Annotated in this window: 20 protein-coding genes; 8 read left to right on the top strand and 12 right to left on the bottom strand. The window is 70.9% G+C overall.

All coding sequences use genetic code 11. The features are described from left to right. Positions 1-27 precede the first annotated feature (27 nt). From FXF68_RS40305 to FXF68_RS40275, 7 genes are all read right to left on the bottom strand, one after another. Entirely contained in the window at positions 28-2,667 is a 2,640-nt protein-coding gene (locus FXF68_RS40305) for a M14 family zinc carboxypeptidase (protein ID WP_148768088.1), read from the bottom strand. A 1,046-nt stretch (positions 2,668-3,713) separates the two neighbouring features. Beyond that, positions 3,714-4,535, bottom strand: coding sequence for a S1 RNA-binding domain-containing protein (locus FXF68_RS40300; RefSeq protein ID WP_148768128.1), 822 nt, complete (start codon positions 4,533-4,535; stop codon positions 3,714-3,716). Continuing rightward, the gene (locus tag FXF68_RS40295) at positions 4,535-5,110 is read right to left on the bottom strand and encodes an HAD domain-containing protein (RefSeq protein ID WP_148768087.1); all 576 of its coding nucleotides are present in this window, start codon (positions 5,108-5,110) and stop codon (positions 4,535-4,537) included. The genes FXF68_RS40300 and FXF68_RS40295 overlap by 1 nt, the downstream gene beginning before the upstream one ends. Positions 5,111-5,219: 109 nt before the next feature. Beyond that, complete coding sequence (locus tag FXF68_RS40290; protein WP_222870330.1) at positions 5,220-5,477, bottom strand: hypothetical protein; 258 nt, start codon at positions 5,475-5,477, stop codon at positions 5,220-5,222. A gap of 114 nt (positions 5,478-5,591) precedes the next feature. Continuing rightward, complete coding sequence (locus tag FXF68_RS40285) at positions 5,592-6,128, bottom strand: RBBP9/YdeN family alpha/beta hydrolase (RefSeq protein ID WP_148768085.1); 537 nt, start codon at positions 6,126-6,128, stop codon at positions 5,592-5,594. Positions 6,129-6,928: 800 nt separating this feature from the next. Next, the gene (locus tag FXF68_RS40280; RefSeq protein ID WP_148768084.1) at positions 6,929-7,306 is read right to left on the bottom strand and encodes a VOC family protein; all 378 of its coding nucleotides are present in this window, start codon (positions 7,304-7,306) and stop codon (positions 6,929-6,931) included. After that, positions 7,303-8,004 (bottom strand): TetR/AcrR family transcriptional regulator, encoded by a 702-nt coding sequence (locus FXF68_RS40275; RefSeq protein ID WP_246179204.1) that lies wholly within the window; start codon positions 8,002-8,004, stop codon positions 7,303-7,305. The genes FXF68_RS40280 and FXF68_RS40275 overlap by 4 nt, the downstream gene beginning before the upstream one ends. A gap of 298 nt (positions 8,005-8,302) precedes the next feature. Here FXF68_RS40275 and FXF68_RS40270 point away from each other — a divergent pair, with 298 nt between their 5' ends. The 4 genes from FXF68_RS40270 (at position 8,303) to FXF68_RS40255 (ending at position 11,947) form a co-directional block, all read left to right on the top strand. Beyond that, positions 8,303-9,223: an ABC transporter substrate-binding protein gene (locus FXF68_RS40270; RefSeq protein ID WP_222870329.1), complete on the top strand. Its 921-nt coding sequence runs from the start codon at positions 8,303-8,305 to the stop codon at positions 9,221-9,223. A 213-nt stretch (positions 9,224-9,436) separates the two neighbouring features. After that, entirely contained in the window at positions 9,437-10,456 is a 1,020-nt protein-coding gene (locus FXF68_RS40265) for a FecCD family ABC transporter permease (RefSeq protein ID WP_246179209.1), read from the top strand. A gap of 37 nt (positions 10,457-10,493) precedes the next feature. Further along, a complete protein-coding gene (locus FXF68_RS40260) occupies positions 10,494-11,264 on the top strand; it encodes an ABC transporter ATP-binding protein (RefSeq protein WP_148768083.1) in 771 nt (256 codons plus the stop codon). Between the two features lie 2 nt (positions 11,265-11,266). Beyond that, a complete protein-coding gene (locus tag FXF68_RS40255) occupies positions 11,267-11,947 on the top strand; it encodes an adenosylcobinamide amidohydrolase (protein WP_246179208.1) in 681 nt (226 codons plus the stop codon). A gap of 171 nt (positions 11,948-12,118) precedes the next feature. Here FXF68_RS40255 and FXF68_RS40250 read toward each other — a convergent pair whose 3' ends face one another. The 3 genes from FXF68_RS40250 to FXF68_RS40240 all read right to left on the bottom strand — a co-directional run bounded on the left by FXF68_RS40250 (position 12,119) and on the right by FXF68_RS40240 (position 15,808). Beyond that, positions 12,119-13,393 carry a coiled-coil domain-containing protein gene (locus FXF68_RS40250; protein ID WP_148768082.1) on the bottom strand — a complete coding sequence of 425 codons (1,275 nt, stop codon included), beginning with the start codon at positions 13,391-13,393 and terminating at the stop codon, positions 12,119-12,121. Between the two features lie 75 nt (positions 13,394-13,468). Beyond that, positions 13,469-15,019, bottom strand: coding sequence for an AMP-binding protein (locus FXF68_RS40245; RefSeq protein WP_148768081.1), 1,551 nt, complete (start codon positions 15,017-15,019; stop codon positions 13,469-13,471). A gap of 162 nt (positions 15,020-15,181) precedes the next feature. Continuing rightward, positions 15,182-15,808, bottom strand: a complete 627-nt coding sequence (locus tag FXF68_RS40240; RefSeq protein WP_148768080.1) for an SACE_7040 family transcriptional regulator — start codon at positions 15,806-15,808, stop codon at positions 15,182-15,184. Between the two features lie 79 nt (positions 15,809-15,887). Here FXF68_RS40240 and FXF68_RS40235 point away from each other — a divergent pair, with 79 nt between their 5' ends. From FXF68_RS40235 to FXF68_RS40220, 4 genes are all read left to right on the top strand, one after another. Further along, positions 15,888-17,501 (top strand): carboxyl transferase domain-containing protein, encoded by a 1,614-nt coding sequence (locus tag FXF68_RS40235; protein ID WP_148768079.1) that lies wholly within the window; start codon positions 15,888-15,890, stop codon positions 17,499-17,501. Between the two features lie 8 nt (positions 17,502-17,509). Further along, positions 17,510-19,453 carry an acetyl/propionyl/methylcrotonyl-CoA carboxylase subunit alpha gene (locus FXF68_RS40230; RefSeq protein ID WP_148768078.1) on the top strand — a complete coding sequence of 648 codons (1,944 nt, stop codon included), beginning with the start codon at positions 17,510-17,512 and terminating at the stop codon, positions 19,451-19,453. 70 nt (positions 19,454-19,523) lie between these two features. Beyond that, entirely contained in the window at positions 19,524-20,453 is a 930-nt protein-coding gene (locus FXF68_RS40225) for a hydroxymethylglutaryl-CoA lyase (protein WP_425458665.1), read from the top strand. Next, the gene (locus FXF68_RS40220) at positions 20,453-21,601 is read left to right on the top strand and encodes an acyl-CoA dehydrogenase family protein (RefSeq protein WP_148768122.1); all 1,149 of its coding nucleotides are present in this window, start codon (positions 20,453-20,455) and stop codon (positions 21,599-21,601) included. The genes FXF68_RS40225 and FXF68_RS40220 overlap by 1 nt, the downstream gene beginning before the upstream one ends. Positions 21,602-21,631: 30 nt before the next feature. Here the strand turns inward: FXF68_RS40220 and FXF68_RS40215 are convergent, their stop codons facing one another. Together FXF68_RS40215 and FXF68_RS40210 are read right to left on the bottom strand one after the other, a co-directional pair. Beyond that, entirely contained in the window at positions 21,632-22,009 is a 378-nt protein-coding gene (locus tag FXF68_RS40215; protein ID WP_148768077.1) for a hypothetical protein, read from the bottom strand. 4 nt (positions 22,010-22,013) lie between these two features. Continuing rightward, positions 22,014-22,625, bottom strand: a complete 612-nt coding sequence (locus FXF68_RS40210) for a TetR/AcrR family transcriptional regulator (protein WP_148768076.1) — start codon at positions 22,623-22,625, stop codon at positions 22,014-22,016. Between the last annotated feature and the right edge of the window lie 25 nt (positions 22,626-22,650).

The raw sequence follows: 22,650 nt of genomic DNA, 5'->3' as shown, positions 1-22,650 counted from the left end.
TGTATCCCGCCGGCCGCGATCGCTGGGTCAGTTCCTTTCGTCCGTACCGGGTCGGGTCGGCTTCGACGGGCCCTGATAGATCGAGTTGATGACGATCGGCCAGGTCTGACGCGGCCAACTCCGGAAGGTGATCTCGCTGCCCGCGATTGTGGCGTGCCCCTTGCCGACCTCGAACGTCGCCACGTTGGCGAGGCCGTTCAGGGACGCCGTTCCATGCGCGTACCCGCTGGCCAGCAGGTCGCCTTCACCGGGGTACCGGGACGCCACCTGAGCATCTCCGGTGACCTTGTAGGCCGCGTCCTGGTTGAACCAGACCGCGCCCGACTCCGGCATGCCCCAGGCCGCCGGCACCTTCGGGTCGTACGACGCACGCAGCAACGCGCCAGGCGCGTTGAGCTTCGCCGGATCGGACGGTGTCGCGTTCTCGACCGGCAGTTTGAGGAGCTGCCGCGCCGTCTCCGACGCGCCGCCGATCGCGACGAGGTTGCCGCCGCCGGAGACGTAGTCCGCCAGTTTCGCCCAGCCCTGCTCACCGACGCCACGCGCCCACGCGAACTCCGGGGGGTTCTTCGCGGGGTCGAGGCCCTTGACGATGGTGTTCTTGGAGACTCCGTCTGCAAGCACGATCGTGTCGTACTTCCCGGCGAGGTCGCCGTAGTCGTCGGCGGAGACGACCTTGTAGTCGATGCCGTACTGGTCGAACATCCACATCATCCAGCCGCCGGGCATGTTGTTCGCGCCACGGATCAGCCCGACCTTGGTTCCGGGCTTGAGGGTGAAGCCGTCCACCTTGGGCAGCTCATCCGTCCCGTACACCGGAAGGCCGGTGTCGACCGACACGCCCTGCAGCACCTGCCGGGCCGCCGCAGTCGGCGGGACCACGACCGTGCCCGGCGCGAACGCCCGTCCGCCCGCTTTGAACTCCTCGGCGGACCGGAACGTCGGCACCTTGGCCTTCTGCAGGCGGGAAAGCACGTGCGCGACGCCGTACGACTCCGGTGCGACCAGGTACGCACCGCGTGGCGTTGCCGGCATCCGCACCTGCTGCGGCAGAACCCGTCGAACTCGCTGCAAAGGCGCGTTGAAGGCGTCCTTGACCGGGTCGACGTCGACGCCGAGCAGCAGGCCGAGATTGTCGGTGGTCTCGCTGTACGGCATGATCAGCGGGCATTGGCCGCATTTGCGCGCCGCCTGCTCCGGGTACTTGTCGATCTTCAGAAGCTGGTCGATCCAGCGGCCGAGCGGCTGCCGGGTGCGGAGCACGTACGACCCGGCGGGGTAGGTCTTGCCGGCCGCGCTGAACGGGGCCGTGGCCTGGTCGATCTCGACCCGTCCGAACTCGAAGATCCGCATCATCTCCAGGGCCGCGAACGGGTCGCGTTGCCCGGCCGGAATCACGTAGGCGTTCGGCGTCCCCGGTTCGACGTCCGGCAACGCGACCGCGTTGCGCGACGTCTGGTACAGGTTGTTGAACAGGAAGGACTCGGGATTCTTCGCGACGTTCTCGATTCCCGCGTAGGCGGCGGTCTCGGCGTACGCGACGATCTGCTCCAGCGTCCAGGTGTTCTTGTCGTACGGCTGGAGCATCCTCATGGTCCGGTTCTGCGGACCGAGCGGTTTGCCGTCGGAGGAGGTGAACGGGTAGGCGAGGTCCTTCGCCGCGGCGATCTCGGTGAGGAACAGCGACGTTCCGAGGAATGTCGAGAAGCCCATGACGTCGGCGTTCCAGAAGATGCCGTAGGCGTCGTCGGTGCCGACGCCCTTCTTGCCCTCGGCGGTCAGCGCACGCGCGGCCTGCTGGCCCTGCGAGGTCGCGGACTGGATGGTGATCGGGTCCACCCCGCTGCCGAGCGGCTCGTCGTACGGGGCCGTCCACAGTCGCGGTCCGCCGGTTCCGGCCTGGTGCATGTAGTGCCCGACGACCGGACGGTACGTCTGCTCCAGCCGGACCCGCGTACGAGTCTCCCGCTGAGTGAACATGAACCAGTCACGGTTGTCGTCGTGCCCGATGTACCGGTGGTAGAGGTCCGGGTACACCCGGTCGTAGGCGGTTCCTGCGGTCTTGTTGAAATGGTCGACCACGAGGTGCTGGCCATCCGGGTTTCCGGACGGGATGATCATTAGAACCGCGTTGTCCAGCACGGTCTCGGTGTAGTCGGAGTCTTCGGTGGCGAAACGGTGCACGATGTCCACCAGCGCCTGCGTGTTGCCGACTTCGGTGGAGTGCAGAGTGCCTTCCATGAGGTAGACCGGCTTGCTCCGCTGCGACAGCCTGCGGGCCTCCTGCTCGGAGATTCCGCGCGGATCGGCGAGCCGCTGGTTGTCCCGGACGATCTGCCCGAGGTTGCGCAGGTTTCGCGGCGAGCTCACGAACAGGACCGGGTAGTCGTTGCCCATCGTGGTCTTGTCGGCGACCTGGTAGGTCACCCGGTCCGAACGGTCGGCGATGAGGCGGAAGTACTGCTTGATCTTGTCGAATCCGGCGAGCCTGCCGGTCGTGCCCATGGCGAAGCCGAAGTAGCTCTGGGGCGCTGGAATGTTCTTGGCCTGCGCGTTGTGTCTCGCCGAGGCGCCCGCGCCGAACGCGTCGGTGTGCAGGGGCACACCGACGAGCACGACGAGGACGACCAGGGCGGCCACCGCGCGGGACATCACCCGCGACAGCATCCGGTCTCCTGATGAGAGTGAGGGGAGGGGACACTGACCGGTCAGTTGTGCCAAGGGTTAATCGGCTTTGTCGATCAGTCAATGTCTTGATCGTCTCGTGCCGCACCCGTTACGGCCCGCACCGCCGCCCGACAGGCCCGCCGACCTCGTCAGCGCACCGCTCTCGAAGGAGCACCGACCCGTCAGATCACGCCACCCTCCAGAGCGGATCGAACCCGTCAGATCGCCCCACCCTCCGGAGCCGATCGAACCCGTCAGATCACCCCACCCTCTGAAACCGATCGGAGCCGACGGATCACGCCCCCTCCAGAGACGGCCGGACGCGTCGGCTCGCGCCGTCATCAGGAGCTGACCGAACCCGACGGGTCAGGCCCCCTCCAGAGCTGACCGAACCCGAGGGATCACGCCCTTCCGGAGGTGACCGAACCCGACGGCTCGCGCCACCCGCCAGGCGCAGTCAGACCCGATAGCTCGCACTGCCCTCCAAGGGAACCCGGATCCGCTTAGGGCGCACCGCCTCCAGGGGATGTCGGACCCGTCAGATCACGTCCTTAGGACGGCCGGACCCGTTGGTCCACGCTCTCCTCCGGCGGGTGGCCGAGCTTAGGGTTGCAGCGGCGACGGAAGCGCCACCCGGCACCGATGCGTCCGATCTGAATGGGTCTCACGGCTTCCTCAGCGTGCCCGAACCCGTTTCTCGATCGTCGGTCGGAACTGGGGGGATGGTCCTCGATACGCCAGTTGAGGGCGCGGCACCCGGGGTTAGGTGGGCTCGCGTTCGGCAGGCTTGGGCCCCACCGCGACCGTCCTGGACGCTCTTATGCGTAACCGCGGCTTCGGGATGCGGGAGTTTCCGTTCGTCGGTCTGTCGGTGAGCACCACCAACGTTTGCCAGGCGGGGCATGGCACTGGCTTCCGCAACTGCAGGCGGTGGTCGGGCCGCCGATGTCCTTCTCGAAGATGCTGCGAGGGGTGTGGCTGGGTGGACGCTGTTGGTTGTGGCTGCCGATTGGCGGCATTGAGAAGGTCCAGATCGAGGGGGTGGGTCAGTGGTGGCGTGACAAGGTGAGGCGGCGTCGGGGTAGGTCGATCTCGGTGACGGTTACGGTGATCTTGTCGCCGACTTGGACGGCCTGGTCTGGTGTCTCGATTGGCGACGACGATAGTTGGCTGAGGTGGATCAGACCTTCGATGCCATCCCCGACATGGGCGAATGCTCCGAAGGGCACCAGTTTGGTGATTGAGCCGTGAAGGATCTGTCCTACCTGAACATCGCTGGCGAACTGCTGGAACGGGTCGGGTTGGGTGGCACGCAGCGACAGGCGGGCTTCGCCGTTGGAGGTGTCGAAGGCTAGAAATTGGCAGGTGACCCGCTGTCCTATGGAGATGATCTCGGATGGGTCCTCGAATCTGCGCCAGGACAACTCGGGCATGGTTATGAGGCCGACGCCGGGAAAGGTCGGATGTTTCGGCCCGTCGTCCAGGTCTATGAAGACGCCGAAGCGCTCGATGGCCGCTACGGTGCCGGACAAGTGCTCTTCCGGGCGCAGCGCTTTGAGGAAGGCCCAGAGGTGTGGATTCTCGGTGGCTGAGCGGGAAAGCATCACCTTCCGTCTCGACGGGTCTATGGCGATAACTGCGGCGGTGACCCGGGTGCCGACATGGAGGAGGTCAGCCGCAGATCGTCGGAAAGATCGCCAGGAAAGGTCAAGCGGGCCGATTATGCCGACCGGATCGACGGCGAAGCCATCGAGGAGTACGGATGCTTCCGCTCGCGTGACCTCGGCGACGGTTCCGGAGAGGGTGTCACCGATGTTCACTGTCGCCAGGAACGCGGCTAGGGGCTGATCGTCTTCCACTCTCCTCATCATCCCTGGTTTTCAGGATACCTGGGTAGTCGTAAGGACTTGGTGAGGGGAGGATCAATCTTTTGTAGCCATTCCTCGATCGCGTGATAGTCGGCCTGGGTGAGGCCACGCTTCGGGTTGACTCGATGTAGGAGAGCCAGGCCGGGGTGGTGCGCGGACACCCAGGCGCGGTCATTGTCGGTGATCTCGTCATCGAGCCAGGCGAAGGAGCGTCCTGCTGCCCAGGTGACGAGGGTGCGGGTTTTCCAGTGCAGGCCGTTGCGCGCGTCCTGCTCCTCGATCGCGGGCGCGTCCGGCCAGGTCACCATCGACAGCCGAGGTAGCCCGAGGCGCGGCGCGATGTACTCGTTCGCGTCATCCCTCCAACTGGTGGCCCAGACCAGATCGCAGTCGAACTCCATCAGCCGTTTCCCGTGCTGGGGATTGATCCGGGACACCAGCGGATTTTCTTCGATGCGGGGCGACGAGAACGTCTGGTAGGTCGGATGCTCCTCGGGCGTTGATCCGAAGGGGATGAGGGGGCCGTCGACGTCGAGGAAGAGCAGCGGACGCTGTCGCTGCTCGGTTCCGGTCACGGCGGCACGATATCCGGCTTTGGGCGGGTCCCTCGACTACTGGCGTCGGTATGACGGCTGTGGGGCGGGGACGGACTGCGGCACCGGCAACGGCGGGTCTTGGGCAGCTTCAGCGTAGGGACGTGGCGGGGCGACGGTCTTGGGTGAAGTGCCGCTGCGTTCCTTCGGTCAGGATTACCCCCACGTGGGTGAATCCCGCCGCGCCTGCCAGGTCGTCGGCGGGATGTTGCACCTGCGCGACCGGGCCGACTTCGTCGAGCACGATGGCGTGCTTTGCCAGCACGAGGTTGTTCTTTGCCGGCACGAGCGCGAACGCCAGCATCGCGGATCGGGCGTTGCCGTCGGCGAATGGATGGAAGAAGCACACGTCCAGGTAGAGGCGGGCAACTCGTGGGCAGGTGAAGGCGGGTCACCGTGACGATGCGGGTGAGGGTTCCTTTTTGGTTGCGGAGTTAGTTGGGGTGGGGGGCATTAGGCGGGATTAGGGGGTAGTGGCGTTTAGGAGGTCGGTCAGGAGTTGTTCGCCTTTGGGCCATGGGCCATAGCCTTCGGTGATGGTTAGGTGGCCTACTTCGCCTACGTCGACTAGGCGCGCGTTCCAGGACTTGGCGAAGGCCGCCGCGCGGTCCGGTGTCATCCAATGGTCGTTTCGGCTTGCCGCGACGACCGTGGGGAAAGGAAAGGGGAGTTGAGGAATGGGCGCGAAACCTGTGATCTCGGGGGTGATGTTACGTTCCACGTCGGCCGGGGTGACCATTAGGGCGGCGCGGACCGTCCGGTGAGGGTGGTCCGCTACCCAGTGGGCCACAGTCGGGCAGCCGAGGCTGTGAGCGACGAGCACAGGGGGTTCCGTGCAGGCGGTGATCGCTTCGTCGAGCCGTGCGACCCACTTGTTGCGCTCGGCGAGCTGCCAGTCGTCCTGTTCCACCCTGCGAGATCCGGGCAGTTTCCGCGTCCACAACTCCTGCCAGTCACCGGGGTCCGGGCCCAGCCAGCCGTCCACGAACAAGATCGTCATGGTGCCAGTGTGCTGGACGCCGCGTGCCCGGCGTCAACGGTTGCGCATGTTTCTCCGGCGGTTCGCAAGCGGCAGTTCGAGTAACCAAGCGGTTGCTGACACTGCTGGATCGGGCGGAGGCACGGGTGGGTGGTCCGGTGTGCGGAACGAAGTGGGGCTGGGTAGGTAGGTACATGTGGCTGGAGAGCTGGTGGGGCGACGGGCTTGGACGTCGGATTGGCTGGGATGGGCAGCGATGACCCCGCGATCCGGGTGAGAGCGGACGAGGGTCGGACGACCGAGATCCGTCAGACGCGGTTGCCGGATGGTCCTGCGGGTGACGGGACGTCCGCGGAGCCTTGGCCCGAGACCGGGGTGTACGCGCGGCAGGCGATGGTGTCCTCGGCGCTGGCGCATGACAGGGCGGCCAGATTGCTGGAGGACATGGCGTCCGCCCATCCCGAAGAGGCCGAGCTCCATCTGCCGTCGGCGGCGCGCCACCGCAGGTGGGCCGAGAATGACCGGAGGCTCGCGCGGCAGTATGCGCCTCGCGAGGAGGAACCGGATGGGGGCGACACGAGCGCCCGCCGGACGAAACACGGCGAAACTGGGGCGGAAACGTCCATCGGGAACGCTGAAGCGTGAGCGGCACCCGCTGAATAACGGTGCCAATCGCCTACCTGCCTATGGAACCGGCCGAGGGAGGGGTGACCCGGTTGAGGGTCATTCCCAGGGTGAGGGGTCGCTCGACCGGCGTCTCGCGGGCTGAGCGCCTACGGGTGCTACGCGCCGCGCGACGAGGCGCACTCATGCGGCTGGGGTCAGGGTGAAATCAGTTCGTACAGGTTGCCGCTGGAGTCGGAGAAATAGAGGCCGCGACCGCCGAGTGGATGGTTCGTGTCTATGCGGCCGTTGTCGGCGTGGGCCGGTTCGTCGCCGTAGGGGATCTCGCGGGCGTCGAGGCGCTCGACCACGGAGTCGAAGGTGACGGTGTCCACGTCGAAGGCCAGGTGGTGGCCCTGCGGGTGGGCGACGGTCAGGAAGTCCAGGGTGAGGGAGTCGTTCACCTGGATCGGCACGAAATGGCGTGCATGTGGATGCGGACCCGCGTATTTCAGGCCCATGACCGAGGCGAAGAACCGGGCGGCCTCGTCGTTGTCGGCGGCCGTCACGATGGTGTGGTTGAGGGTGATCGTCACTTGGTGGCCCCTTCCTCGTCTTTGAGAGCGCCGTTCAGAAAGACGTCCACGTAGTCCTCCATGGACGGGTTCGGCACGTCCGGCCCGGCGGGGGAACGGCCCCGGCTGAACGCGAACCCCATGAACAGCGAAGCCATCTGGTCGACGGGCAAACGCAGGCGATCGCGTTCGGGTTCGAAGAGTTCGGCGAGCGCGTCACGGGTGCGGTTCATGGCGGTTTCGCGGCTCTGCCAGCGACCAGCGTGCTCATCGGTTTCACCGGCGCCGGCCCCACCAGTACCGGCAGGATCCGGCTGGGCAGAAGCCTTCGGGACGGGCTCGGGAGGGAGGCGGCGGCCGCGGCGGCCCGTCGCGTGGAGGGCGCCGATGACCATGCCCATGCGGGTGAGGTACGCCTCGATGGCGGCCCCGGCCTCGATGAGGCGGGCAGGAAGCGGCTGGTCCATGGGTATCGACGCGAGTTCGGCCAGGACGTGGTCGGTGCGTACCGCCGCGGCGACGCAGGCGTCCAGGAGTTCATCCTTGTCGGCGAAGACGCGGAAGATCGTCGCCTCCCCGATTCCGGCGGCGCGGGCGATCTGGCCGGTGGTGACCGCCGTCCCATGCTCGGCGACCAGCGGCAACGCGGTGCGGACGATCATTTCGCGGCGCTGCTCGGGCGTCATCCCGGGAGCGCGCCGACGGCCCTTCGTCTCCATACCGGCAACGCTACGGAGTGAGTGCTCACTCCGTCAAGCGCGAAGTGAGTGCTCACTCCACACGGTCACCCTATGGGCGAAAGATCCGGATTCGACGGCTGATACCGTTACGGTGCTGCGCGTTGGGAGCGAAGTCCGGTGTGATCCCGGCGCTGTCCCGCAACTGTGATGCCCTTCCCCGAGACGCCTCTCGGACGGGCCGAGCCAGGTCGCCTCCCGCGCGCCGACGATTCTCGACCTCGTGGAAGGGCGATCCGTCATGGGCGGGCCGCGGCTTCCCTGCAGCCAGGAGGCTCCTGTGAGACCCGTGCGTTCCTTCGTCGCGGTGATGGCGATCGGCGCCGTCTTGGCCGCCGGCGCGTGTGGCGGTGGCGACGACGGTTCCGAAACGGGCGGGGACGGCGGGAAGACCGTCACCGTCCAGGCCGCGAACGGCGCGGTGACCGTCCCGGCGAACCCGAAGCGCATCGTGTCGCTCTCCCCCACGCACACCGAGACGCTCTTCGCGATCGGCGCCGGCAAGCAGGTGGTGGCCGTCGACGACTACTCCAACCATCCGCCGAGCGCGCCGCGCACGAAGCTGTCCGGGTTCAAGCCCAACGCCGAGGCGGTCATCGCGTACAAGCCGGACCTCGTCGTCGTGTCGGACGACCTGAACGGCATCGTCAAGGCACTGGAGAAGGTGAAGGTCCCGGTGCTGTTCGAACCGGCGGCGTCCAAGCTGGACGAGGTCTACGACGAGATCAACGACCTCGGGCGGGCGACCGGCCACACCGCAGAGGCGACCAAGGTCGTGACCGGGATGCGCACCACCATCGAGCAGACCGTCGCGGCGTCGTCCAAGGCGAAGGGCCTCACCTACTACCACGAGCTCGACAACCAGCTGCATTCGGTTACGTCCAGCACGTTCGTCGGGCAGGTGTACGGGCTGTTCGGCCTCCGCAACATCGCCGACGAGGCGGACAAGGCGAGCGGCGGCTACCCGCACCTCTCCCGCGAGTACGTCCTCAAGGAGGACCCGAAGCTGATCTTCCTCGCCGACACCAAGTGCTGCGGGCAGAACGGCGACGCGCTCGCCAAGCGTCCCGGCTGGTCGGTGCTGGACGCCGTCAAGAACAAGGGCGTTGTCGAGCTGGACGACGACATCGCCTCCCGCTGGGGGCCGCGCCTGCCCGAGTTCGTCAAGGCCATCGGCGACGCCGTCCAGCGGGTCCAGTGACGGTCCGGTGACCACTCCCCCGACGGACGTGCGGCCGTGAGCACCCGGGACCGGCGGCCGGGGGACGACCCGACCGGCCATCCGGACGCCGGGACGTCCCCGGACGTCCGTCCGGCCCGGAACGTGCCAACGACGGCCGAACGGCAGACGACGCGCCGGCGAGCGCGAAGGCCGTTCGCCCGCCCGAGGCCGGACCTCGAAGGGCGGGCCAGGCTGCGGCCCCTCGCGCTCGTCGTGACGACGGTGATCTTCGCCGCCACCCTGCTGGCCGGAATGCTGGTCGGCTCGGCCGACCTGCCCGTGGACGGCGTCTTGAAAGCGCTGGCCGACCGCATCCCGTTCGTGCACGTCGACTCGGGGCTCGGCGTGATCGACGAGAACGTGCTGTTCGAGCTGCGCGTGCCCCGGGCGCTGATGGCGGCGCTGGTCGGCGGGATGCTCGCCATCGCGGGCGCGGGCTACCAGGGCGTGTTCCGCAACCCGCTCGCCGACCCGTACCTGCTCGGCGCGGCGGCCGGGGCGGGCGTCGGCGCGACGATGGTGATCGTCCTGGTGCCGGGCGACCCGGGCTACGGGGTGCCGCTCGCCGCGTTCGTCGGCGCGGTCTGCGGGGTCGCCCTCGCGTACGCGCTGGGCAACACGGCCGGACGCGGCGGCGACGGGACGGCGACGCTCGTCCTGGCCGGGGTCGCGGTGTCGTCGTTCCTGGCGGCGGTGCAGACGTTCGTCCAGCAGCTCAAGGCGGAGGAGTTGCAGCGGATCTTCACGTGGATCCTCGGCGGGGTCGGGTCGGCGGACTGGCACCAACTCGGGCTCGTCGCCCCGTACGCGCTGGTCTCGACGATCGTTTTGCTGGCGCACGGCCGCCTGCTGGACGTGCTGAGCGTCGGCGACGAGGAGGCGGCGTCGCTCGGCCTGTCGGCGGCGCGGGTCCGGCTGACGGTGCTGGTCGCGGCGTCGCTGGCGACGGCGTGCGCGGTGGCGATCAGCGGCCTGATCGGGTTCGTGGGGATCGTCGTGCCGCACGTCGTGCGACGCCTGGCAGGCGGTTCGTACCGGATCGTCCTGCCGCTGTCGCTGCTCGGCGGGGCCGCGTTCCTGGAGGTGGCGGACCTCGTGGCGCGTACCGTGATCGAGCCGGGCGAGCTGCCGCTCGGCGTCGTCACGGCGTTCGTCGGCGGGCCGTTCTTCGTGATCGTCCTGCGCGCGGTCCGCAGGCGCGTGGACACATGAGGCCCGGCGGCCGACCTGCGGGCCGGGTGGAGGAGCGGTGACGGTCGAGGTGAACGGGCTGGACGTCGCGCTCGGCGGGCGGCCCGTGCTGAAAGGGGTGTCGCTGACCGTCCCGGCGGGCTCGTGGACGGCGATCATCGGGCCCAACGGGGCCGGGAAGTCGACCCTGCTGCGCGCCGTGCTCGGTCTGGTGCCGTCCCATGGCGAGATCACGGTGGCGGGGGCCGCGCTGGCGGGGCTCAAGCCGAGGCAGCGCGCCCGGCTGATCGCGTACGCGCCGCAGAGCCCGAGCGTCCCGGCGGGGATGACGGTCTTCGACTACACCCTCCTCGGCCGCTCCCCCTACATCCCGCACCTCGGCCGCGAGAGCGCGCGCGACCGGGCCATCACCGCAGAGGTCCTCGACCGGCTGGACCTGACGCGGTTCGCGTCCCGTCCGCTGGAGCACCTGTCGGGCGGGGAGCGGCAGCGCGCGGTGCTCGCGCGGGCGCTGGCGCAGCAGACCCGCGTCCTCCTCCTGGACGAGCCGACGACCGCGCTCGACATCGGCCACCAGCAGCAGGTCATGGAGCTGGTCGACCAGCTCCGCCTGTCCGACGGGCTGACCGTCGTGACCACCATCCACGACCTGACGCTGGCCGGGCAGTACGCCGACGACCTGGTCCTCCTGTCGTCCGGGGAGGTGGCGGCGGCGGGCTCGCCGGAGGAGGTCCTCACGCGCGAGGCGGTCGAGGAGCACTTCGACGCGCGGGTGCACGTCGCGCCCGGCCCGGGCGGGCGGCCGATCCTGTCGCTGGAGCGCCCGTGAACCTGGAGACGGTGTGGCGCGAGGAGGACGGGACGCGGCTCGCCGCGACGCTGTGGCGCGCCGGGGACGGGCACCGGATGATCTCGTCCGCGCTGCTCGGCGGCGGCATCGGACCGGCCCGCTGGGTGCTGAACGCGCAGGTCGCCGGGGTCTACTCGCGCATGGACCCGGCCGTCCACCTGACCGAGCTCGCCGCCGCGCACGGCCTCGACGGGCCGGGCGTCGGGATGCTGACGGCGGCGTCGGTGTCCCGGACCGTGCGGCGCGACGACAACGGGGTGCGGGTGTCGGCGACGGTGGGGCTCCGCGTCCCGACCTGGGCCGCGGCTCCCGAAGGGGCCGTCGATCCCGAGCTGGCGCCGATCCAGTTGGACGAGTCGCGGCCCTGGACGCCTGGCACGGTCAACATCGTCGTCGCCGTGCCCGTCCCGCTGAACGACGCGGCGCTGGTGAACGCCGTGATCACCGTCACGGAGGCGAAGACGCAGGCGCTGCTCGAAGCGGGCTACCCGTGCACCGGCACCGCGTCGGACGCCGTCTGCGTCGCCGCGACGACGGGCGGCGGCGCGGCGGAGCCGTTCGCCGGGCCCCGCTCCGAATGGGGGTCGCGGATCGCACGGGCGGTGCGCGCCGCCGTCCACGCGGGCGCGCTCGACTACACGAACGTCCTGGAGGGACGCTGACACGCGCACCGGCCGCCGTACCACCCCGGTGCGGTACGACGGCCGGTCTCAGGGCCAGTGCAGTGGGGAAAGGGGCCTCACCTCCAACCTGTGGGGTCATCTCCGGTGTGACGGTGTGACAGAAAGCGATGTGGCGGAAAGGCGGTGTGACGGAAGAGGCGGTGTGACGGCTCACCCGGCGTGCGGAAGGTGACGTCCGTTGCGCGGCGGCGCGGCGCCGTAGACGTTGGCGCGCGGGTCGGTGGCCAGGGGGTCGCCGCCGCTCAGCGGCGAGCCGTTCAGCGGGGGCAGGGCGTGCAGTCCGGTGGGCGGCTCCCGGTCGACGGGCGGACGGGGCGCGTCCGGACGGCGTCCGTCCACCGGGGCGGTGAGCGCGTCCACCCGGCGGCGGGCGCGGTCGGCCTCGGCGCGGGCCGCGTCGCGTTCCGCGGTGAGCGCCCGCACGGCGGCTCGCAGCTCGTCCGCCGTCCGGGAGAGCCGCCAGTTGTGCTGCTCGAACTCCCGCGCCCGCGCCTGGAGCTGGTCGCGGTCGGCGACGGCCTGGCCGCGCTTCGCCTCGGCGTCGCGGACGGCGGAGCGCAGGTCGTCGGCGGTGCGCTTCGCCGCGTCGAGCTCGACCCGCTGGCCCTCGGCCAGGGTGTCCGCCTCCGACAGCCGCCCGTGCAGCGAGACCAGCTCGGCGCGGGCGCTCTCCAGCGAGGCGAGCAGCTCGCCCTCGCGGGACGCGACGCGGTCCCGCTCGCGTTCGGCGGCGAGCCGGGAGGCGATCGCGGCGTCGGCCTGGTCCTGCGAGTCCCGGCGCTCGCGGCGGGCGGCGTCCAGTTCGGCGGCGAGCCGGGCCGCCTCGGCGCGGGCGGACGCGGCCTCCTGCTCGGCGGCCTCGGCCCGCGCGCGGGCGGTGGACGTCTCCCGCAGCGCCGCCTCGGCGCGCCGCTCGGACGCGTCCCGCTCCCGCTGCGCGACCGCGACGTGCCCGGCGGCCTCGGCGCGGGCGTCGGAGACCCGCCGCTCCACGCCCGCGACGCTCAGCTCGGACGCCAGCGAGCCCGCGAGCCGGTCGGCGGCGCCCTCCAGGCGTTCGACCATCTCCCACGTCACGGCGACCTGGCCGGTCAGTCCCGGAGCCGAGAGGCCGCGCTCGCGGCTCTCCCGCGCGGCCTTTTCGCATCCTCCGCCGTCGTCCTGGCAGTAGCGGACGGTGCGGGCGCCGCGCACCGGCTGCGGCACGGGCCGTCCGCAGCCGGCGCACGGCCAGACCGCCACCGGATCACCGAGGCGTGCGATCCCGGCGCGGCCGTCTTCGGGCGTGCCGTCGCCGTCCGGGGACGGAGTCCCGGACGGCGGGGTGAAGGCGGCGGGGTCGGTGATGACGGGAAGGTCGGTCTTCGTCGGGGCGGCGGCGGGGGTCGGGGCGTCATCGAGCGGGGCGACCTTCTGGTCCTTCATGTCCCGTTGTACGCAGCCGCGCCCGGCGACGTTCGACCGTCGCGGCAATGTCTTCGGGACGCCGCGTGCGCGGGCTCAGTCGCGCAGGTAATCCTCCCTGAGGCGGCTCCGGCTGAGCTTGCCGGACGGCGTCCGCGGCAGCGCCGCGCGGAACTCCACCCGCCGCGGATGCTTCAGCCGCGCGAGCCGCGGCGCGCAGAACGCGAGCAGCTCGGCCTCCAGCGCCCGCTCGTCGAGACCGCCCGGACGGTCGTCCTCGGCGGGTTCGACGAGCGCGACGACGCACTGGCCCCACTCGTCGTCCGGGACGCCGATGACCGCCGCGTCCCCCACCGCCGGATGCTGCAGCAGGACGTTCTCGACCTCCGCCGGGTAGATGTTCACCCCGCCGGAGATGATCAGGTCGGTGCGGCGGTCGCCCAGGTAGAGGAGGCCGTCCGCGTCGACGCGGCCGAGGTCGCCCGCCGTGTAGAAGTCGCCGCGCATCGCGGACGCGGTCCGCGCCGGGTCGCCGTGGTACTCGAACCCGGGGTGCCCGCTCGCGTAGATCAGGCCGGTCTCGCCGGTGGGCAGCTCCGCGCCGTCCGGATCGAGGATCTTGATCTGGACGCCCTCGACCGGGCGGCCGACCGTCCCCGGGTGGGCGAGCCACTCCTCCGGGGACGCGACGGTGACGGGCCCGCTCTCGGTGGAGCCGTAGTACTCGTAGAGGACTGGCCCCCACCAGTCCATCATCCGCCGCTTGGTCTCCACCGGGATGGGCGCGGCGCTGTGGAACACCTGGCGCAGCGACGACAGGTCGTACCGTTCCCTGACCTCCTCGGGGAGGGCGAGCATGCGGTGGAACATCGTCGGGACCATGAACGTGTTGGCGACGCGGTGGCGCTGGATCAGCGCGAGGGTGTGCTCGGGACGGAACCGCGACGCGACCACGACGGCGTGCCCGAGGAAGAGCGCCATCATCGCGTGGACGCAGGGCGCGGAGTGGTAGAGCGGTCCGATCGCTAGGTGCACGTCGTCGCCCGGGGCGAGCCCGAGGTTGCGCACCAGCGTCTGCCGCATGACCTCGGCGAGGATCTCCGGCGTGATGTCGAGCAACGGCCGCCGCACGCCCTTCGGCCGCCCGGTCGTCCCGGACGTGTAGAGCATGATCGAACCCATCTGCCGCTTGGCGGGCGGGTGGGCGCTGCCGGACGCGCAGAGCCCGGCCATCAGGCGGTACCCCGGGGCGGGGTCGACGCTGACGCGTCCCGCGTCCGGGACGTCCGCCTCGTCCGCCGCGCACTCGACGGCCTCGGCGAACGCGCTCTCGGTCACGACGACCTTGGCGCCGCAGTCGCGCAGGATGTAGCCGATCTCAGAGCCGGTCAGATGCCTGCTCACCGGGACGATGTAGAGGCCCGACTGCATCGCCGCCAGCAGGACGGTGAGGAACGCGGCCCGGTTGCCGAGGACGGTCGCGAGGGTGTCGCCAGGCCGCAGCCCGAGATCGTCCAGCGCGTTCGACAGCCGGTTCACCTCGGCGTGCAGTTCGCCGTAGGACACCGGCACGCCGGGGGCGAGCACGGCGGGCCGGTCGGGATGGTTCCGAGCGATCTCGTAGAAGCCGACACCCTCGACGCCCATGCGGCACACCTCCGTGGATCCTGTGGCGGGTGATCCACCGTCCATCTGACCCGCGTCGCGGAGGGAAAGTCAAGGTCATGGACGTTCCACAAGCCCTGGCTGGACGGGCCGTCCACTACGGTTCGACCGGGTTTCCTGACCGCCCGTCGGGGCTCCGTCCGATCAGCGGACGCTTTCCAGGGCCGAGCGGGCCATGGCGTGCAGAAGATCGTCCATGGCGGCGCGGTCCTGCCCGGCGGCGCTGCGCGGGGTGGAGTTGAGGAGGCCGAAGCAGGCGTGGACGGCGGCGCGCAGCCGGTCGTCCGGGACGCCGGGCCGCAGCCGCCGCAGCACCCCGACCCATTCCTCCACGTAGGCGCGCTGCAACCGGCGGACCCGGTGCCGCTGCGGCTCGGGCACGTTGTCGAGTTCCCGCTCGTGGACGGTGATCAGCGCCGGGTTGTCGAGCGCGAACGCGATGTGCCAGCGGAGCAGGGCGTCGAGGGCGCGTCCGGGATCGGGGACGGCGGCGCGGCGCGTGCCCTCGGCGAGGAGGCGCTCGCTGATGTCGAGCAGCATCTCGGCGAGGACGGCCTCCTTGCCGCTGAAGTGCCGGTAGACGGCGGGCCCGGTGAGCCCGACCGCCCGGCCCAGCTCCCCGATCGACGCCCCGTGGTAGCCGCGCAGCGCGAACAGCTCCGCCGCCGCGCCGAGGATCTCGGCCCGGCGCGGGTTCGGCGGCCCGTCCTGCGCCGCCGTGGCGCCCGGGGGCTGCGGGGCGGTCGCCGGGGCGGCGGGTCTGGACGTCATGGGCCCAGTCTAGACTAGAGTTGTTAACGGCCATTAACATCGGCGTTGTTAACGATCGTTAACCGGGAAGGGAGGGGTCATGAGCGGACCCGGGATCGGCTCCCGCGCCGACGTCGCGGCGGAAGCGTACAAGACCAACGCGGCGCACAACGAGGCCCTCGCCGCCGAACTGCGCGAGCGGATCGACCGGGCCGGGCGGGGCGGTCCCGAGCGGGCCCGCGAACGGCACGTCGCGCGCGGGAAACTGCTCCCCCGCGACCGCGTCGACACGCTCCTCGACCCCGGCTCCCCGTTCCTCGAACTGTCCCCGCTGGCGGCGGACGGCATGTACGACGGCGAGGCCCCCGGCGCCGGGATCATCACCGGCGTCGGCCGGATCTCCGGACGCGAATGCGTCGTCGTCGCCAACGACGCCACCGTCAAGGGCGGCACCTACTACCCGGTCACGGTGAAGAAGCATCTGCGGGCGCAGGAGGTGGCGCTGCACAACCGGCTCCCCTGCGTCTACCTGGTCGACTCCGGCGGCGCGTTCCTCCCCCGCCAGGACGAGGTCTTCCCCGACCGCGAGCATTTCGGCCGGATCTTCTACAACCAGGCCACGATGTCCGGGCAGGGCATTCCGCAGATCGCGGCGGTGCTCGGGTCGTGCACGGCGGGCGGCGCCTACGTCCCGGCGATGAGCGACGAGGCCGTGATCGTCCGCGGCCAGGGGACGATCTTCCTCGGCGGTCCGCCGCTGGTGAAGGCCGCCACCGGCGAGGTCGTGACGGCGGAGGAGCTCGGCGGCGGCGAGCTGCACTCCCGCACGTCGGGGGTGACCGACCACCTCGCCGAGGACGACGCGCACGCGCTGCGGATCGTCCGCGACATCGTCGGCACGCTCGGGCCGCGCGAGCCGCGGCCGTGGGACGTCGCCCCGTCCGAGGAGCCCGCGGTCGACCCGGCCGAGCTGTACGGAGTCGTCCCGCCCGACCCGCGCACCCCCTACGACGTCCGCGAGGTCATCGCCCGGATCGTCGACGGCAGCCGCTTCCAGGAATTCAAGAGGGAATACGGGTCGACGCTCGTCACCGGTTTCGCGCGCATTCACGGCCATCCCGTCGGGATCATCGCGAACAACGGGATCCTGTTCGGCGAGTCGGCGCAGAAGGGCGCGCATTTCATCGAGCTGTGCGACCGGCGCAGCGTCCCGCTCGTCTTCCTGCAGAACATCACCGGCTTCATGGTCGGGCGCGAATACGAGGCGGGCGGCATCGCCAAGCACGGCGCGAAGATGGTCACGGCCGTCGCGTGCGCCCGCGTCCCGAAGTTCACGGTCGTGATCGGCGGCTCGTTCGGCGCGGGCAACTACGCGATGTGCGGGCGGGCCTATTCGCCGCGCTTCCTGTGGATGTGGCCGAACGCGCGCATCTCGGTGATGGGCGGCGAGCAGGCGGCGAGCGTCCTCGCGACCGTCCGGCGCGACCAGGTGGAGGCGCGCGGCGAGGAATGGCCCGCGTCGGCCGAAGAGGAGTTCAAGGCGCCGATCCGTGACCAGTACGAGGCGCAGGGCAATCCGTACTACTCGACGGCGCGGCTCTGGGACGACGGCGTCATCGACCCGCGCGACACCCGGCGCGTGCTCGGGCTCGGGCTGTCGGTCGCGGCGAACGCACCGCTGGAGCCGGTCGGCTACGGCGTCTTCCGGATGTGAGGGTGTTGATGTTCGACAGCGTCCTGGTCGCGAACCGCGGGGAGATCGCCGTCCGCGTGTTCCGCACGCTGCGGCGGCTCGGGATCCGCGCGGTGGCCGTGCACACCGACGCCGACGCGGGCGCGCGGCACGTGCGGGAGGCGGACGAGGCGCACCGCGTCCCGTCCTACCTCGACATCGACGCCGTGATCGCGGCGGCGCTGGCCGCCGGGGCGCGGGCCGTCCACCCGGGGTACGGGTTCCTCGCCGAGAACACCGCGTTCGCGCGGGCGTGCGGGGAGGCGGGCCTCGTGTTCGTCGGGCCTCCGGCGGAGGCGATCGACGCGATGGGCGACAAGATCCGCGCGAAGCGGACGGTCGCGGCGGCGGGCGTCCCCGTCGTCCCCGGGCGGGACGAGCCCGGCCTGTCCGACGACGAGCTGGCGGAGGCGGCCCGCGAGATCGGGTTTCCGGTGCTGCTGAAGCCGTCCGCGGGCGGCGGCGGGAAGGGCATGCGGCTCGTCCGCGACGCGGCCGACCTGCCGGACGCGATCGCGTCCGCCCGCCGCGAGGCGCGCGGCTCGTTCGGCGACGACACGCTGCTCGCCGAGCGGTTCGTGGAGAACCCGCGGCACATCGAGATCCAGGTCTTCGCCGACGCCCACGGCGACGCCGTCCACCTGGGCGAGCGCGAGTGCAGCCTGCAGCGCAGGCACCAGAAGATCGTCGAGGAGGCGCCGTCGCCGCTGCTGGACGGCGCGGCCCGCGAGCGGATGGGCGCCGCCGCCGTCGCCGCCGCGCGCGCCGTCGGCTACGTCGGCGCCGGGACGGTCGAGTACATCGTCTCCGCCGACCGTCCGGACGAGTTCTTCTTCATGGAGATGAACACCCGGCTCCAGGTCGAGCACCCCGTCACCGAGCTGGTGACCGGCCTTGACCTGGTGGAACTCCAGCTCCGCGTGGCATCCGGCGAGCCGCTGCCGTTCGCGCAGGGCGACGTCGTCCTGGACGGCCACGCGGTCGAGGCCCGCGTCTACGCCGAGGACCCGGAGCGCGGCTTCCTGCCGACCGGCGGGCGCGTCCTGGCCCTCACCGAGCCGGAGCACGCCCGCGTCGACTCCGGTCTCGACACCGGGACGGAGGTCGGCGGCTCGTACGACCCGATGCTCGCCAAGGTGATCGTCCACGGGGCGGACCGGGCGGAGGCGCTGCACCGGCTCGACCGCGCGCTCGCCGGGTACACGCTGCTGGGCGTCCCGACGAACGTCGCGTTCCTGCGCGCCCTGCTGCGGCACCCGGACGTCGTGTCCGGCGACCTCGACACGGGCCTGGTCGAGCGGTCGCTCGACGAGCTGACCTCGGACTCGGCCGTCCCGGACGAGGTGCTCGCCGCCGCCGCGCTGGAGCGCATGCTGGCCCTTGAGGCCGAGGGCTCCGACCCGTGGGAGATCCCGGACGGCTGGCGCCCCGGCGGCAACGCCTGGACGCCGTGGATCATCACGCCGTCCGGCGCCGACCCGGTCGAGGTCCGCGTGCGCGGGCGCGCCGCGTCCGCCGAGGTCGCGATCGGCGGCGGCGACCCGGTCGCCGCGTCGCTGACCAGGCCGTTCACGCTCACCTACGCTGGAAGGACGACCTCCTTCGAGGCCGTCCGGGACGGGCACACGCTGTGGCTCGGCCGCGGCGGGCGCGCGTGGGCGCTGAGCGAGCACGTCCGCGCCGAGGCGGGCGGGGCGGCGGAGGCCGCCGGGGACGGCGTGCTCCGCAGCCCGATGCCGGGCACCGTCCTCGCCGTGAAGGCGGCGGAGGGCGACGTGGTCGCGGAGGGGCAGCCGCTGGTGGTCGTCGAGGCGATGAAGATGGAGCACACCGTGACCGCGCCGCTCGCGGGCGTCGTGGCGAAACTGCCGGTCCGCGCGGGGACGCAGGTCGCCCTCGACGCGGTCCTGGCCGTGATCGAGGAGACCCGATGACCGGAGCGAGGCGAGGATCTCCGGGGCTCCGCCCCGGAGGTCCGGGGGCCGTCCCCCAGAAGGGCAGGGCATGATGCGGGTACCGCTTCCGGGACTGCCGGAACGGGTGACGATCTACGAGGTCGGGCCGCGGGACGGGTTGCAGAACGAGAAGGCGGTCGTCCCGGTGGACGTCAAGTCCGAGTTCGTGACCCGGCTGGCGGACGCGGGCCTGCGCACGATCGAGACGACGAGCTTCGTCCATCCGAAGTGGGTGCCGCAGCTCGCCGACGCCGAGGACCTCCTCGACGTGCTCCCCCGCGACCCGGAGCTGCGGTACCCGGTGCTCGTCCCGAACGAGCGGGGCCTCGACCGGGCGCTCGCCAACGGCGTCACCGAGATCGCGATCTTCGGCAGCGCGACCGAGACGTTCGCCCGGCGCAACCTGAACCGCACCGTGGACGAGTCGCTCGCCATGTTCGCGCCGGTCGTCGAGCGCGCCCGCGCCGAGGGGCTGTGGGTGCGGGCCTACGTGTCGATGGTGTGCGGCGACCCGTGGGAGGGCGACGTGCCGATCGAGCAGGTGGTCTCGGTCGCGTCCCGGATGATGGACATGGGCTGCTCGCAGCTCAGCCTCGGCGACACCATCGGCGTCGGCACGCCCGGCCAGGTCACCGCCCTGATCGAGGCGCTCGGAGCGGCGGGCGTCGGGGTCGACCGGCTCGCCGTCCACTTCCACGACACCTACGGGCAGGCGCTCGCCAACACGCTCGCCGCGCTGCGCGCCGGCGTCACCGTCGTGGACGCCTCCGCGGGCGGCCTCGGCGGCTGCCCGTTCGCGGAGAGCGCGACCGGAAACCTGCCCACCGAAGACCTCGTCTGGATGCTCGACGGGCTCGGCGTCGAGACCGGCGTCGACCTCGACGGCCTCGTCGCGACAAGCCGCTGGATGGCCGAGCGGCTCGGCCGTCCGAGCCCGTCCCGCGTCGTCCAGGCCCTCTCACCCGCAACGGAGAAATGATGATCGACTTCACGCTCAGCGAGGAGCAGGAGGAGCTCCGCCGGACCGTCGAGCGGTTCGCCCGCGAGACCGTCGCCCCGGTGATCGGGGACCTGTACGAGCGGGGCGAGTTCCCGTACGACATCGTCGCCGCGATGGGGAAGATGGGCCTGTTCGGGCTGCCGTTCCCCGAGGAGCACGGCGGCATGGGCGGCGACTACTTCGCGCTCTGCCTGGCCCTGGAGGAACTGGCCCGCGTCGACTCGTCGGTGGCGATCACGCTGGAGGCCGGGGTGTCGCTCGGCGCGATGCCGATCTACCGGTTCGGGTCGGACGCGCAGAAGGCCGAGTGGCTGCCGCGCCTGACCTCCGGGGAGCGGCTCGCCGGGTTCGGGCTGACCGAGCCGGGCGGCGGCTCCGACGTGCCCGGCGGGATGCGCACCACCGCCCGGCTCGACGGGGACTCCTGGGTGATCAACGGGTCGAAGGCGTTCATCACGAACTCCGGCACCGACATCACCGCGTTCGTGACCGTCACCGCGTTCACCGGGGAGGACGAGATCTCCACGATCATCGTCCCGAACGGCACCCCCGGCTTCACCGTCGGACGCAAATACTCCAAGGTCGGCTGGTCGGCGTCCGACACCCGCGAGCTGTCGTTCGACGACGTCCGCGTGCCCGCCGAGAACCTCGTCGGGGAGCGCGGCCGGGGCTACGCGCAGTTCCTCCGCATCCTGGACGAGGGCCGCATCGCGATCGCCGCCCTGTCGGTGGGCCTCGCCCAGGGCTGCGTGGACGAGTGCCTCCGCTACGTCCGCGAGCGCGAGGCGTTCGGCAAGGAGATCGGCCGCTACCAGGCCATCCAGTTCAAGGTCGCCGACATGGAGACGCGCGCCCACACCGCCCGCCTCGCCTACTACGCGGCCGCCGCGAAGATGCTCGCCGGGGAGAACTTCAAGAAGGAGGCCGCGATCGCCAAGCTGGTCGCGTCCAACGCCGCCATGGACAACGCCCGCGACGCGACGCAGATCTTCGGCGGCTACGGCTTCATGAACGAGTACGCGGTAGGCCGCTTCTACCGGGACGCGAAGATCCTCGAAGTCGGCGAGGGAACGTCCGAGGTCCAGCGGATGCTGATCGCCCGAGCCCTCGGCCTGCCGCCCGCGTAGTCGGCCCAGTCTTCAAGGCTGCGCGTCCCCTCACCGGGTGAGGACGTCGACGGCGAGTACCAGGAACCCGATGGTGAGGGCGACGAAGCCCAGCCTGTCGAGGACGCCGTACCACCGCCGCCTGCCCAGCTCGGGCTTCCAGGCGAGCGGGAAGAACAGCAGGGGGCCCACCCACGAGCCCCAGGCGATCGCCGCCTCCGCCACGGGCTGGGGACCGGGGACCGCGACGCCGATCGCGACGAGCAGCGTGCCCATCATCAGAAGGTCGATATGGCCTTGGCGGATCCGCGCGGCCGCGCGGATCCGCAACCGCCGCGTCCACGCGGCGTCGCCCTGGGCGACCATGAGCCAGCCGCTGAGGACTCCGGCGGTCAGCTGCAGAACTCCGAACGTCACGAGAAGTGCCATGACGTCACGTCACCGAGCGCAGGGCCACGCCGGTGGCCAGCCGGGCGTACGCGCTGACGAGGCCCAGCGCGACGTCGCGGGTGATCGCCGGGTTGCCGGTGACGATGTGGGAGTTGAGGGAGTCCTCCAGCGCGACCAGCGTCCGCGCCACCTCCTGGCTCGTGCCCGCCAGCGTGAACGCGCCGGACGCCTCCCCGGCCTCCAGGACCGCCTCGTAGACGGCGACCTGGCGGTCGAACAGCACGCGATCGAGGATCTTGATCGCCGGGTTGCGGTCGAAGGCGCCGATCGCGACGTGGAGCAGGTAGACCTCCTCGTCGTCGGGACCGGTGGCGAGGCCCTGCTCGATGAAGGCGGCGAGGCGCTCCGAGGGGTCTGAGATGCCCTCGGCCGCCTCCCGCCTGCGCGTCGAGAAGCGTTCGACCGCGTGCTCGTAGACAGCGATCACGAGATCGTCCATGTCGGGGAAGTAGTACAGGATCGATCCGGCCGACAGGCCGGCCTCGCCCGCGATCTGGCGTATCCGGAGCCCGTCCGAGCCGTGCGTCAGCATGATGCGCCGCGCCGCGTCGGCGATCTGGCGGCGGCGGGCACGTTGGTTCTTCGGTCGCCCCATATGAACATAGTTGCAAAGAACTGCG

This window comes from Actinomadura decatromicini (assembly GCF_008121305.1).
Classification (GTDB): domain Bacteria; phylum Actinomycetota; class Actinomycetes; order Streptosporangiales; family Streptosporangiaceae; genus Spirillospora; species Spirillospora syzygii.
The sequence above is the reverse complement of the archived record's forward strand: the minus strand, read 5'-3'. Positions and strand labels throughout refer to the sequence as shown.